Annotated in this window: 13 protein-coding genes; 3 read left to right on the top strand and 10 right to left on the bottom strand. The window is 73.6% G+C overall.

The features are described 5' to 3' along the window. The 7 genes from GTW43_RS13915 to lpdA form a co-directional block, all read right to left on the bottom strand. The coding region (locus GTW43_RS13915) for a hypothetical protein (protein ID WP_161302020.1) at positions 1-381 on the bottom strand (381 nt) is incomplete at its 3' end. Between the two features lie 58 nt (positions 382-439). Beyond that, the gene (locus GTW43_RS13920; protein WP_237536587.1) at positions 440-820 is read right to left on the bottom strand and encodes a protease inhibitor I42 family protein; all 381 of its coding nucleotides are present in this window, start codon (positions 818-820) and stop codon (positions 440-442) included. Between the two features lie 124 nt (positions 821-944). After that, complete coding sequence (locus GTW43_RS13925) at positions 945-2,528, bottom strand: peptidoglycan-binding protein (RefSeq protein WP_161302024.1); 1,584 nt, start codon at positions 2,526-2,528, stop codon at positions 945-947. A 10-nt stretch (positions 2,529-2,538) separates the two neighbouring features. Next, entirely contained in the window at positions 2,539-2,940 is a 402-nt protein-coding gene (locus GTW43_RS13930; RefSeq protein ID WP_202501419.1) for a hypothetical protein, read from the bottom strand. Positions 2,941-3,065: 125 nt separating this feature from the next. Next, complete coding sequence (locus tag GTW43_RS13935; protein ID WP_161302025.1) at positions 3,066-3,794, bottom strand: VOC family protein; 729 nt, start codon at positions 3,792-3,794, stop codon at positions 3,066-3,068. Positions 3,795-3,859: 65 nt separating this feature from the next. Continuing rightward, entirely contained in the window at positions 3,860-4,981 is a 1,122-nt protein-coding gene (locus GTW43_RS13940; protein WP_161302027.1) for an LLM class flavin-dependent oxidoreductase, read from the bottom strand. 393 nt (positions 4,982-5,374) lie between these two features. After that, entirely contained in the window at positions 5,375-6,787 is a 1,413-nt protein-coding gene (lpdA, locus tag GTW43_RS13945; protein ID WP_161302028.1) for a dihydrolipoyl dehydrogenase, read from the bottom strand. Between the two features lie 142 nt (positions 6,788-6,929). Here lpdA and GTW43_RS13950 point away from each other — a divergent pair, with 142 nt between their 5' ends. The 3 genes from GTW43_RS13950 (at position 6,930) to GTW43_RS13960 (ending at position 9,657) form a co-directional block, all read left to right on the top strand. Next, positions 6,930-7,778, top strand: coding sequence for an endonuclease/exonuclease/phosphatase family protein (locus GTW43_RS13950; protein WP_343245999.1), 849 nt, complete (start codon positions 6,930-6,932; stop codon positions 7,776-7,778). Between the two features lie 59 nt (positions 7,779-7,837). Continuing rightward, complete coding sequence (locus GTW43_RS13955) at positions 7,838-8,761, top strand: TIGR03564 family F420-dependent LLM class oxidoreductase (protein ID WP_161302032.1); 924 nt, start codon at positions 7,838-7,840, stop codon at positions 8,759-8,761. 71 nt (positions 8,762-8,832) lie between these two features. Beyond that, on the top strand, positions 8,833-9,657 hold the full coding sequence (locus GTW43_RS13960) for a DUF1684 domain-containing protein (protein ID WP_161302034.1): 825 nt from the start codon (positions 8,833-8,835) through the stop codon (positions 9,655-9,657). 41 nt (positions 9,658-9,698) lie between these two features. On the opposite strand, the gene GTW43_RS13965 is transcribed toward GTW43_RS13960, so the two are convergent. From GTW43_RS13965 to GTW43_RS38020, 3 genes are all read right to left on the bottom strand, one after another. Continuing rightward, positions 9,699-10,808 carry an LCP family protein gene (locus GTW43_RS13965; protein WP_161302036.1) on the bottom strand — a complete coding sequence of 370 codons (1,110 nt, stop codon included), beginning with the start codon at positions 10,806-10,808 and terminating at the stop codon, positions 9,699-9,701. A 67-nt stretch (positions 10,809-10,875) separates the two neighbouring features. After that, on the bottom strand, positions 10,876-11,379 hold the full coding sequence (locus GTW43_RS13970) for a transglycosylase SLT domain-containing protein (RefSeq protein ID WP_161302038.1): 504 nt from the start codon (positions 11,377-11,379) through the stop codon (positions 10,876-10,878). Between the two features lie 294 nt (positions 11,380-11,673). Further along, a partial coding sequence (locus GTW43_RS38020) for a hypothetical protein (protein ID WP_237536588.1) occupies positions 11,674-11,867 on the bottom strand: 194 nt, incomplete at its 5' end.

Genomic DNA, 11,867 nt, shown 5'->3' on the forward strand with positions numbered 1-11,867 from the left:
TTTGAGTTCGACGATCGTCGCCACGGAGTGCAGCCAGGTGGCAGCGCTGTCGTCGGCGGTGACGCCACCGCTGAGTTCGGTGCCCGCCCGCAGCCACTCCCGCACCAGGGCGGCCGCCTCCGGGCGCGGCAGCGGCTCGGGGAGGTCCGACGCCAGGGTCAGGCCGCCGGCCCGGACGGTGTCGGCGAGGAAGGCGATCGAGCGCGGCTCGGTGGCCAGCCGGTCGAGGACGACGGCCGCGGCCGCGGCGCCGTCGCCGAACAGGGCGGTGCGGCGCGGCCCGGGTGCGGCCGTGAGGCCGTACCGCAGCAGGACCGTGAGGTCGAGCCGGGCCAGCTCGTCGTCCGTGCGGCCTTGCGGGTGCGGGGCGTCGTCGTTCATGGCGGGACCTCGGGTGTCAGGGGGGTCGGCTCGGGCTGCGGCGGGGCTCGGCCCGCGGTCAGCCGACGGTGACGGTGTAGGTGATGCGCTGCGGCGCCCGGGAGGGCGACGGGGAGCCCCCGGCGGAGGGGCTCGCGGAGGGGCCGGTCGTCTCGGGGGGCCGTGTCGCGGTGTTGCCCTGGCAGGTGGTGAACGTGCAGTGCAGCAGCGTGAAACGGGTGGTACCCCTGCCCTTCGCCTCGAACGCGAAGGTGAGCGGGCTGCCGGAGCCGGGCGCCTTGTCGCCGTCCTGCGCGGCGTGTTCGGTGCCGCGGCTGACGAGCACCGCGCGGTCGGGCTCGGGGCCGACCAGGTACCAGTAGTCGCGGGTGGAGGCGTTCTGGTCGACGGTCAGCGTGAAGCGCTCGCCCGGGGCGGCACTGATGCTGGTGTCGTCCACGGGACGGCTCGCGGAGCTCGCCGCGCCGCCGTCCGGCTCACCGGAGCCGGAGTCGGAACCGGAACCGCAGCCCGTGACGAGCGCGAGGAGCGCGACGGCGGCCGCGAGTGCGGCACCGCTCCCGCTAGTTCGGAAGGTAGACGCTGTACGCGTTGGGGAGATCACTGTCGGAAGCCTTGCCCATGTGGCCGTTGATGAAGTCGTCCTCGCTGACCCAGGTCGTGGTGCCCCAGGGGTTGTACACCTGCAGCATGTCACCCTCCTGGGCGATGATCGTCATCGCGTGGGCGCCGTTGTCGCCGGAGACGTCGACCGGCACCGGACGCCCCTGCGCCACCGAGTTCTCGACGTCGGTGAGCACGGCCCTGCGGTCGGCCGCGCTGTCCAGGTCCTGCCGCTGGTAGTCGGTGCCGGTCGCCCCGCCGACGGCGTCGTCGTTGATCCGCTCCTGGCCCTCGGGGCCCATACCGCCCCAGTTCTTGCCGCCGTCGCCCTCGGTGTGCAGCCGGTGCTGTTCGGCCACCAGGCGCCGCTTGAACGCCTCGGGGTCGTCCTCCTGCCCGTCGGGGCCGCCCGTGAGGTCGAGCGCGTAGAGGGGGTCGACCATGGCGCGGGACGTGACGGTGGAGGAGGCGACGCAGGTGCCCTCCGAGCCGTCGCCGCCCTGGATCCACCGCTGGCCGTCGAAGCTGACCTCGTCCTTGTTGTTGTTCGAGCCGTCGGCGGCGAGACCCTCGTCGTCCATGCTGTCCGGGGCGGTGACGACCGGCGTGAGGTGACGGCGCATCCACGCCGGGTCCTTGTCGTGGATCTTGGCCTGGAAGGCGCCGATCTCGTCGACGCTGTGCCCGGCGGCGAGCGCCTTCATCAGGTAGGCCCGCTCCTGCGGGGTCCTCGACGACGCGAGCATGCGCTCCATCGCCGTCTCGTCGTCGAGGCTCAGCAGATCCATCCGGGCCGAGGCGCGCTCCAGGTCGCCCGCCGTGAGGATCTCGTTGAGCTCGGCGTCCGCGCCGGCGACGCCGGTGTCGGCGAGCATCATCTTGTCGACAGCGCTGAGTTCGCTGGTGCCCATCTTCCCGGCGCGGGCCTCGGAGGCCCACTTGTTCAGGTCGCGGGCCGCGACGCGGGTCGCCTCCTGCGCGTCGGAGACCGCGCCGTGCATCAGGTCGACCGCGTACGAGCCGAAGTGGGCGGCGTTCTTGCGGTCCCACTCCTCCTCGTCGTTCTCGTGGAGGTCGTCGAAGAACCCGTCCTTGCCGCCGAGGGTCTTCTTCTGCTCCAGGAGCTGTCCGCGGCCCCGCTCGTCGTCGCGCTGGGCGGCGCCGATCGCGTCGGCCAGCGTCAGGAGCACCGACGCCGCGCCCTGGAAGGCCTCGCTCATCTGGGTCACGGCGCGCGCCGCCGCGTTCACCGCGTCGGACGCCCGGATCCCGGTGTCACCGACCCACACCTCCGTGAGGCCCTTGCGGCCCACGTGGTCGACCTGGTCGTGGATGCTGCCGACGTCGTCGAGCCGGCCGCGGTAGAGGGTGGCGAGGCCTTCGAGGGTGCCCGGGTCGCCGCCGGGGGCGGGCACCGAGAGCGCGTCGTCGATGAGGTCGAGGAGCTCGTTCTTGCTGCCGGCGGCGAGCATCTTCTTGGAGAGGCCGGCCAGCCACGCGAGGCGGAACGAAGGGGACTCGAAAGGGGAGGTGAAGAACGACACCGGTCCGTCCTCAGTAGGCGGACAGGGCCGAGGAGCGCCCGCCCTGTGCCGAAGCGCCGGTGAGACCGCTCAGGGTGCCGACGGCGACGCCGTCCGCGTCGTCCCGCACCCCGCGGTCCGTGCCGTGGTAGGTCTGCTTGGACAACTGCACCTTGGCGCCGAGCTCGTGCAGGGCGGACGCCAGCGTCTTCGCCTCGGCCTCCCAGGCCTTCACGAAGGCGTTGATCGCCGACGCGGCGTCCTCGCCGCCCGCGTCGTCGTACCCGTAGGTCGTGCGGTACTTGACGACGGAGGCGACGCCGTCCATGTCCGTTCCCGCGTCGTCGAGTTGCCGGGCCTGGCCGGTCATTCCCGCCTTGACCTGGTAGCCGTCAGAGCCCACCGCGTCTCCCCCGTACGCCCTGTTGGGCATGTCCACGATCGAACACGCCGGCGGCAGGCTAGCACGCGGTGCGCGCACGGGATCGGGGCCGCCTCCCGCCGCGCACACGTCCTTCACACCCTGCGGCGACGGGGCACACGAGGGGCCCCGCGCGCTCAACCCGCGCGCAGGGTGAACTCGTTGCCGTCGGGGTCGAGCAGCAGCAGCGCGCCGTCGGACCGGGGGCCGCCGGCGCCGGGCAGCGTCGCGCCGAGCGCGACCAGACGGTCGGCCTCGGCGGCCCGGTCGGCCTCGGTCGGGCCGGGCGGCTCCAGTTCGAGGAAGAGCCGGTTGGTCCCGTGCTTCGGGGCCACCGGCGGGCCGCCCCAGGTGATCTTCGTGCCGCCGTCCGGCGCCTGGACCGCGGTCTCCTCGTCCTGGTCCCAGACCAGGGGCCAGCCGAGGGCCGCGCTCCAGAAGCGGCCGACCGCGCTGGTGCCGTCGCAGGCGAGCGCGCCGACGGCGCCGGTCCCGGCGAGGAAGGCGTTGCCCGGCTCGATCACACAGAACTCGTTCCCGTCCGGGTCGGCGAGCACGACGTGCCCCTCCTCCGGGAGTTGGCCCACGTCGAGCGGGCGCGCGCCGTGCGCCAGGGCCCGGTCCACCGTGTCGCGCTGGTCCTGCGCGGAGCTGCTGGTGAGGTCGAAGTGCGCCCGGTTGCGGCCCGTCCTCGGTTCCTGGCCCGGCACGAACCGGAGCAGGTACCCGTCCGCACCGGCGGGCAGCACCTCGGCGTCGCCCCGCGTCCCCACGACGGCCTGCCGGCCGAGCACCGCGGCCCAGAACTCCGCCAGGTCCGCGGGCCGGGCCGCACGGAAGCAGATCGCGAACAGTCGGCTGGTCATCCGGTGGGTCTCCGTCCACCCGGTGGTCGGCGCGGCCTCACGCCACCCCGTCCCGCGCGCGTAGCCTAGGCGCGCCCCACCGCAGCCGCATCCGGGTTTCGTGCCGGTGACGGGTCGCGGAGCAGGGGCAGCAGCCGGTCGCCGATCCGGCGCGTCTCGCGGGCGTAGGGGGTGTCGGAGAGCACGAAGTGCCGGATGCCGAGGGCCCGGTACGCGGCGAGGGCGCCGGCCACGTCGTCCGGTGAGCCGACGAGCCAGGTCGTCGCCGCTCCCCCGCCGCCGTAGCGGCCCGGCGCGGTGTACAGGCAGGTGTCGAGGACGTCGCCGCGTCCGGCGAGGTCGAGCAGGCGGCGCTGGCCGACGGCCGTGCGCCGGTTGCCGGACCACGAGCCGATCTCGCCCGCGCCGGCCGCCATCTTCGCGACCTTCTCCTCGGCGGCGCTCCAGGCCTCCTCCCTCGTGTCCCGCACGACGGTCGTGATCCGCAGCCCGTACTCCAGCGGGCGGTGCCTGCGGCCGAGGCGGGCGCTCAACTCCCGCAGCCGGGCGATGCGTTCGGCGACGCCGTCGAGGGGTTCGCCCCAGAACAGCTGGACGTCGGCCTCGGCCGCGGCGACGCGTTCGGCGGCCGGGGAGGCGCCGCCGAAGTAGAGCGTGGGGTGCGGGCGGCCGGGTGCGTCGCAGGGGCGCGGGGCGACGGTGGACCCGGTGACGGAGTAGTGCTCGCCCCGGAAGGTGACGTGCTCCTCGGTCCACAGGCGGCGCACGAGGTGCAGGAACTCCTCGGTGCGGGCGTAGCGCGCGGCCGGTTCGAGGATCGTGTCGCCGTACGCGGCCGGGCTGTCGACCCCGCTGACGATGTTGACCAGCACCCGGCCCTGGCTGAGCCGGTCCAGGGTGGCCGCCGCGGCGGCGAACTGCGCGGGCTGCCAGTATCCGGGGCGTACGGCGATCAGCGGCTGGAACGTCGTGGTGCGGGCGGCCAGGGTGGCGGCGAGAGTGAAGGTGTCCGGGCGGCCCCAGCCGGTGCCGAGCAGGGCGCCGTCCCAGCCGTGCTCCTCCGCGGCGCGGGCCAGCTCGGTCGCGTGCTCGACGGAGCCCCAGCCGGTCGTCGTGTCGTCGCCGCGGTGGCCGGGCTCGACCGTGTTGGGGACGTACCAGAGGAAGCGGGGGCGGGGTGCGGGCATGGGCGTCTCCTCGTGGGGCGGTGCGGAGGGCGGGTGGACATCCGGTCCCGGGCCGGTGCGCGCCGGAGCGCTCGCGGGCGCTCGCGTCGCCGCGGGACGGACCGGCGGGCGCGGTGAGCCGTGCGCGCGGGGCGGGGTCAGCTACACGCCGCGGCGGCGACGCGCATCAGGTCGACGACCCGCCTCTTCCGGAACCGCCCGAAGATCCCCATGGCAGCGAAGCTAGCCACCGCCCGGCGCGTCTTCAAGGGACCGCCGCCGGCTGCCATCCGGCCGCAACACGCCCGACACACCCGGCCGTACGCCGCACGGACAGGGCGGTCCGCACGCGCACGGGCGCGTGCGGACCGCCCTGCGGATCGGCCGGGGTGCGTCCCGTCGGGGACGCGCTCCTCACATGTTGATCATGTGGCCGGCCAGTCCGTGCACCGCCTCCTTCACCGCCTCGCCCAGCGTCGGGTGCGCGTGCACGTTGCGCGCGACCTCGTGGACGGTGAGGTCCCACTGCTGGGCCAGGGTGAGTTCGGGCAGCAGCTCGGTGACGTCGGGGCCGATCAGATGGCCGCCGATGAGCTCGCCGTGCGTGGCGTCGCTGATCAGCTTGACGAAGCCGGTGGTGTCGCCGAGGCCGTGCGCCTTGCCGTTGGCGGTGAAGGGGAACGTGGCGACCTTGACGTCGTGACCCCGCTCCCGTGCCTGCGCCTCGGTGTAGCCGAAGCTGGCGATCTGCGGCTGGCAGTACGTGGCCCGCGGGATCATCGCGTAGTCGAGTTCCATCGTCTCGGCGTCGCCGATCGTCTCCGCGGCGATGACGCCCATGGCCTCCGCGGTGTGCGCGAGCATCAGCTTGGCGGTGACGTCGCCGATCGCGAAGAGGTGCGGGACCGAGGTGCGGCAGCGTCCGTCGACCTCGATCGCCCCGCGCCCGGTCAGCGCGACGCCGGTGTTCTCGAGTCCGTAGCCGGTGACGTTCGGGGCGAACCCGATGGCCTGGAGGACCTTGTCGGTCGTGAGGACCTTCTGCACGCCGTCCTGGCCGGTGACGGTGACGCGCACCTGGGGGCCGGAGTCGTCGATGGCGTCGACCCGGGTGGAGGTCAGCACGTCGATGCCGGACCGGCGGTACTGGCGGGCCAGTTCGGCCGAGACGTCGGCGTCCTCGAGCGGCGCCATCCGGTCGAGGTACTCGACGATCGTGACCTGCACGCCGTAGTGGTGCAGGACGTAGGCGAACTCGACGCCGATGGCCCCGGCGCCCGCGATCACCACCGACTCCGGCAGCTCCCCCGCGAGGATCTGCTCCTCGTACGTCACGACGCGTGCGCTGCGTTCGGTGCCGGGCAGCAGCCGGGGTGTGGCGCCGGTCGCGATGATGCAGTGGTCGAAGCCGATGGTGCGGGTCCCGCCGTCCGGGCCGGCGACCCGGAGGGTGTGGGCGTCGAGGAAGGTGCCCCGGCCGTCCACTTCGGTGATCTTGTTCTTCTTCATCAGGTAGTGGACGCCCTTGACGCGGCCGTCGGCGACCTTGCGGCTGCGCCGGAAGGCGTCACCGTAGTCGAAGGTGACCTTTCCCTCGGCCCGGATGCCGTAGGTCTTCGCCTCCCGGGTGAAGATGTGGGCCAGTTCCGCGTTGCGCAGCAGGGCCTTCGTGGGGATGCAGCCCACGTTCAGGCAGACGCCTCCCCAGTACTTCTCCTCCACCACCGCGACGCTCAGACCCAGCTGGGCGGCGCGCACCGCGGCGACGTAACCGCCGGGTCCCGCGCCGAGCACCACCACGTCGAACCGTTCGCCCTGCTCCGCCATGTCCCCGTCCTCGTCCTCGTACGTGTCCGTGATCCGGCGCTGTCAGGCTAACGAGTGGCGGGCGCGTACGCTCGGGCGCAGGACCGGCACGGCTGGGGAGGCGACGGTGTTCGGGAGAGGTGCGCGGGGGTGCACGGTCGTCGTGGCCGCGCTCGCGAGTGTGCTCGGGCTGCTCGTCATCGGGCCGAGCGCGCCGGGCGGTGCGCTCATCGCCAAGCCCGCGCTGCCGCCCGGCGCCGCCCGCGGCATCGTGGCGAACCGGGTCATGACGTGGAACCTGTGCAATCCGTGCGGCGGCCGCGAGTACAACGCGGGCCGGGCCGCGGACATCGCGACGTACGCGCCGCAGGTCGTCGGCCTGCAGGAGGCGTGCGTCCGGGACGTGGAGCAGATCCGGGACCACCTGGAGCTGCTGTACGGGCTCGTCTACCACGTCGCGTACGGGTCGGTGCTGCACAACTGGGGCCGCTGCGGCGGCTTCCCGTGGAGTCCGGGCGGCTTCGGGCAGGCGATCCTGTCGGCGGCGCCGATGACGGACCGCCGGCTCGTCGAGTACCCGGACGGCGGCTCCGAGGACCGCGGGTACCTGGCCGTGACCACGACGGTCGGGCACCGGCCCGTGCGCGTCGTCGACACCCACCTCGCGCAGCGCCGCCAGGAGTCGGTCCGGGCGGGCCAGGCGGAGGTGCTGGCCCGGGAGGTGGCCCGGCACGAACGGATCATCGTGCTCGGGGACTTCAACGCGACACCGCAGGCGCCGGAGCTCGCCCCGCTGTGGAAGGTGGCGGCGGACGCGGACCCCGCGTGCGGGCCCACGCCCGGGGAGGGCTGCGCGACGACGACCGACTGGCACAGCAAGTTCGACTACGTCTTCCTGCGCGGCATCGCACCGCTCGCTCAGGGGGTGCACCCGAGCCGCTACTCGGACCACCATCCGGTGCACGCGGACCTCGGCCCGGTCGGGGGGCCGCGGGGCACGACACACGACTGAAAAGAAGCTGTCACACGCGGACCGGAATGCCGGGCCGTGCGGCGCCCGTTCCGACTGACATGACAGTGGGAGTAGCCCTCGACGCGTTCGAGGCGGAGAACCAGGTCGACGCCACCGTCCGGCTCGCACGGGAGGCGGCGGCCGCCGGGCTGCGGTCGGCCTGGTTCGGCCAGACCTTCGGCGCCGACTCGCCCCAGCTCGCGGCGATCGTGGGACGCGAGGTGCCCGGACTGCACGTCGGCACCTCGGCGATCCCCGTCTTCGGCCGCCACCCCGTGCCCGTCGCGAGCCAGGCCCTGACGGCGCAGGCCGCGACGCACGGCCGCTACCACCTCGGTCTCGCGCTCGGCACCAAGCTGCTCACGGAGACGGGCTTCGGGCTGCCCTTCGAGCGGCCCGTCGCCCGGCTGCGCGAATTCCTCACCGCGTTGCGGCAGTTGACCGAGACCGGAGCGGCCGACTTCCACGGCGAGCTGCTCACCGCCACGACGCCGGTCCCGGCGCGGGTCCCGGGCGCGGACGACGGGGTGCCCGTTCTGGTCGCCGCGATGGGGCCGCAGGCGCTGCGGGTCAGCGGCGAGCTGGCGGACGGCATTCTGCCGTACCTGGCGGGACCGCGGGCCCTGGAGGAGCACATCGTCCCGGCCGTCACGGCGGCGGCCGCGGCGGCGGGCCGGCCGGCGCCGCGCGTCGTGGCCCTCGTGCACGGCGTGGTCACCGACGACGTGGCCGCCGTCCGGGCGCGGGCCACCGAGGCGCTCGCGTTCTACGAACAGATCCCGTCGTACGCGCGGGTCATCGGGCTCTCCGGCGGTCGCAGGGCCTCCGACGTGGCCGTGATCGGCGACGCGCGGACGGTCGAGGCCGAGGTGCGCCGCTACCGCGACGCCGGTGCCACCGAGGTGGTGTTCTCCGGGACCGGGATCGCCGGTGAGGCGGACCGCCGGCGCACCTGGGACCTGCTCGGCTCCCTCGCCGGCTGACACCGGCGCCCCCTGCACCACGCCACCCGGCAGCACACGAAGAGACGGAAGAGACGGAAGAGGCGGAAGACATGACGACCGACGCGACGACGACGGACCGCGCGGCCTTCGAGGCGAGCTGGCGGGACTGGCAGCGCGCCCAGGAGGCCCGGCTCGCGGACCCGCACGGGTTCCTGGCCATCACCGGACTGCACTGGCTGGACTCACGGCCGCAGCGCTTTCCCGACGCGCCCGGCACCTGGCACACCGGCCCGGACGGGGTCGTCCTCGCGCTGGACGACGGCGAGGAGGTCGTGATCGGCGGGGTCCCGGTGCACGGCGAGCACCGGTTCGGCGTGCTCGCCGAGCGCAGCGGTGTCGACGTCGAGTGGGGCGACGCCGTCATCGAGGTGGCCAAGCGGGGCGGCCACGACATCGTGCGGCCGCGCCACCCCGACGCCCCGCTGCGCACCGCGTTCACGGGCACTCCCGCGTACGCCCCCGATCCGCGCTGGTCCGTGACCGGCCGCTACGTCCCCTTCGACGCGCCGCGGCCCACCACCGTGGGCGCCGCGGTCGAGGGGCTCGAGCACGTCTACGACGCGCCGGGCCGGGTCGAGTTCGAGCTGGCCGGGCGGCAGTTGTCGCTCACCGCGTTCCCGGGGCGCGGTGCGGGGGCGCTGATGGTGCTGTTCACCGACGCGACCTCCGGGGTGACGACGTACGCCGCCAACCGCAGTCTCGCGATCGCGCCGCCCGCCGAGGACGGCACGGTCGTCCTGGACTTCAACCGGGCGGCGAACCTGCCGTGCGCGTACACGGACCTGGCCACCTGCCCGCTGCCGCCGGCCGGGAACCGGCTGCCGGTGGCCGTCGAGGCCGGCCAGAAGCTGCCGCGCGAGCGCGGCGGCGTCTGACCCCCGGGGCGGAACACGCCCCAGCCGTGCGGGAGCGGTCCTCAGGCCTGCGAGGACAGCGGGGAGTCCGTCCTGTCGCCCACCGAGCCGTGGGTCGCCGACTTCGGCACCGGCCGGTCGTGGCGCAGGGCGGACCAGACCCGGGCGTCCGCCTTCGGCAGCGGGAGCACCCGGCCCGCGTCCTGCGCGTCGTAGGTGACGGGCAGGGTGAGCATGCGGGTGCGGTCGGGGCTGATGCCCTTGAGGTCCTTGGCGAGGCCGAGGAGCTTGTTCGCCGAGGCCAGGTCGGAGTCGGCGCTCAGGGACTTGGTGGCGGTGTCCATCAGGCCGTAGGACTTGGCGGGGTCGCCGAGCGGGTCGACGGAGCGGGCGCGCTGGATCAGCGCCTTCACGAAGGCCTGTTGGAGCTGGATGCGGCCGAGGTCGCTGCCGTCGCCGACGCCGTGCCGGGTGCGCACGAGTTCCAGGGCCTGCTTGCCGCCCAGACGGTGCTTGCCCGCGTCGAGGGCGAGGCCGCTGTACCGGTCGTCGATGGACTTGTGGGTGGTGACATCGACGCCGCCGAGTTCGTCGATGAGCTTCTGGAAGCCCTTGAAGTCGACCTCGAGGTAGTGGTCCATGCGGACGTGCGACATGTGCTCGACCGTCTTGACGGTGCAGGCGGGGCCGCCCACCTGGTAGGACGCGTTGAACATCGCCTGTGACGCGGCCGGGGCGGTACCGCCGTCGGTGCGCCGGCACTCGGGGCGGTCGACCATCGTGTCGCGCGGGATGCTGACGACCGAGGCCTTGCGGTGCGACTTGTCGACGTGCAGGACCATCGCGGTGTCGGCGCGGGCGCCGGTGATGCCGGAGCCGTAGCGGCCCTGGGTGCCGGCCCGCGAGTCGGAGCCGAGCAGCAGGATGTTCATGGCGCCGTCGTGGCGTCCGGCCGGGCGGTCCTTGCCGAGCGCGGCGTCGACGTCGGTGCCCTTGATGTTGCCGTTGAGGTGCTGCCAGGCGTAGGCGGCTCCTCCGCCGCCGGCCAGGACGAGGCCCGCGGCTCCCCAGGCGACCCAGCGCAGTGCCTTGCCGCGGCGCCGGTGCCGGGAGCCCCGCACGCTCGGGGGCCCGTAGTCGGGGGTCGTGATGTCGTCGCTGTTGCCGTGCATGTGGTGCTCCTCGCCGCCCGCGGCGGCCTGCGTCGTCGTCCGGTCCGGCCCCCCGGTCTCAGGCGGCTCAGTACGCGGAGTTGACGTTGTCGATGGAGCCGTACACGGCGGCGGCGTAGTTCGCGGCGGCGGTGATGTTGGCGACCGGGTCGAACAGGTCGGTGGAGGTGCCCGCGACGTGGTAGGCGTCGAAGGTCGGCTGGATGACCTGGAGCAGCCCCTTGGACGGCGTTCCGTTCTGGGCGTTGATGTCCCAGTTGTTCTGCGCGAACTGGTTGCCCGAGGACTCGCGGATGATGTTGCGGTACAGGCCGTCGTAGGAGCCGGGGATGCCCTTGGCCTGCATGATGTCGAGGGACTCGCGGATCCAGCCGTCGAGGTTGTTCGCGTAGCCCTTGGCGCCGACCAGCGAGGCCGTCGTGACGGAGGCAGGGGCGGCGGCCGGCTCGGCGGCGTGCGCGGTGGCGGGGACGAGGGTCAGCGCGGCGGCCACACCCGCGGCACCGGCGATGCCGGCGACGGAGAAGCGGGGCAGACGGGCGGCGAGGGTCCGGGTGCTCTTGATCTTCATGCGGGGGTGAACTCCATGGTGCGTCGTGAGGCCCCGGCGACGGATCCCGCCGGCGGCCGTCCCGGCTGCTGCCCGGAACGACGCACAGCTTTAGGCGCCCCCGGCGAACCACGCAAAGGTGTGACGTACTACCCGGGTACGGAGCAACCGGGCACCACCGCGAAGCCGGACTGCCCCCGGGCCCGGCGTGCGCCTACTACCGCGCTTCGCAGATGACGTAGGTCATATGGCGCGGCTCACTCGGGGGTGTCCGATCCGCCCTTTTCCTCCCTGCGGCGCAGGTCAGCGCGGTCGTCAGCAGTCGATGTCGGCCCGCCGGACGTAACCGAGGAAGTCCCCCGCTTCATCGGTCACGCGCAACATTTCCGGATTTGTCCCACTACCTGCCATCACGGGCCGACCGGCGTCCACCCACCCCACGACATCCGAGAACGGGTTGTTCATCGCGTACAGAGCGGTGTCCTTGTTCGCCGTGCAGACGCCGCCCG

Source organism: Streptomyces sp. SID5785, assembly GCF_009870065.1.
Classification (GTDB): domain Bacteria; phylum Actinomycetota; class Actinomycetes; order Streptomycetales; family Streptomycetaceae; genus Streptomyces.

Bases quoted from the DNA above. Each gene is read 5' to 3' on its own strand.
- GTW43_RS13930 (WP_202501419.1), bottom strand. From the start codon at position 2,940: ATGCCCAACAGGGCGTACGGGGGAGACGCGGTGGGCTCTGACGGCTAC.
- GTW43_RS13935 (WP_161302025.1), bottom strand. From the start codon at position 3,794: ATGACCAGCCGACTGTTCGCGATCTGCTTCCGTGCGGCCCGGCCCGCG.
- GTW43_RS13940 (WP_161302027.1), bottom strand. From the start codon at position 4,981: ATGCCCGCACCCCGCCCCCGCTTCCTCTGGTACGTCCCCAACACGGTC.
- lpdA (WP_161302028.1), bottom strand. From the start codon at position 6,787: ATGGCGGAGCAGGGCGAACGGTTCGACGTGGTGGTGCTCGGCGCGGGA.
- GTW43_RS13955 (WP_161302032.1), top strand. From the start codon at position 7,838: ATGACAGTGGGAGTAGCCCTCGACGCGTTCGAGGCGGAGAACCAGGTC.
- GTW43_RS13960 (WP_161302034.1), top strand. From the start codon at position 8,833: ATGACGACCGACGCGACGACGACGGACCGCGCGGCCTTCGAGGCGAGC.
- GTW43_RS13965 (WP_161302036.1), bottom strand. From the start codon at position 10,808: ATGCACGGCAACAGCGACGACATCACGACCCCCGACTACGGGCCCCCG.
- GTW43_RS13970 (WP_161302038.1), bottom strand. From the start codon at position 11,379: ATGAAGATCAAGAGCACCCGGACCCTCGCCGCCCGTCTGCCCCGCTTC.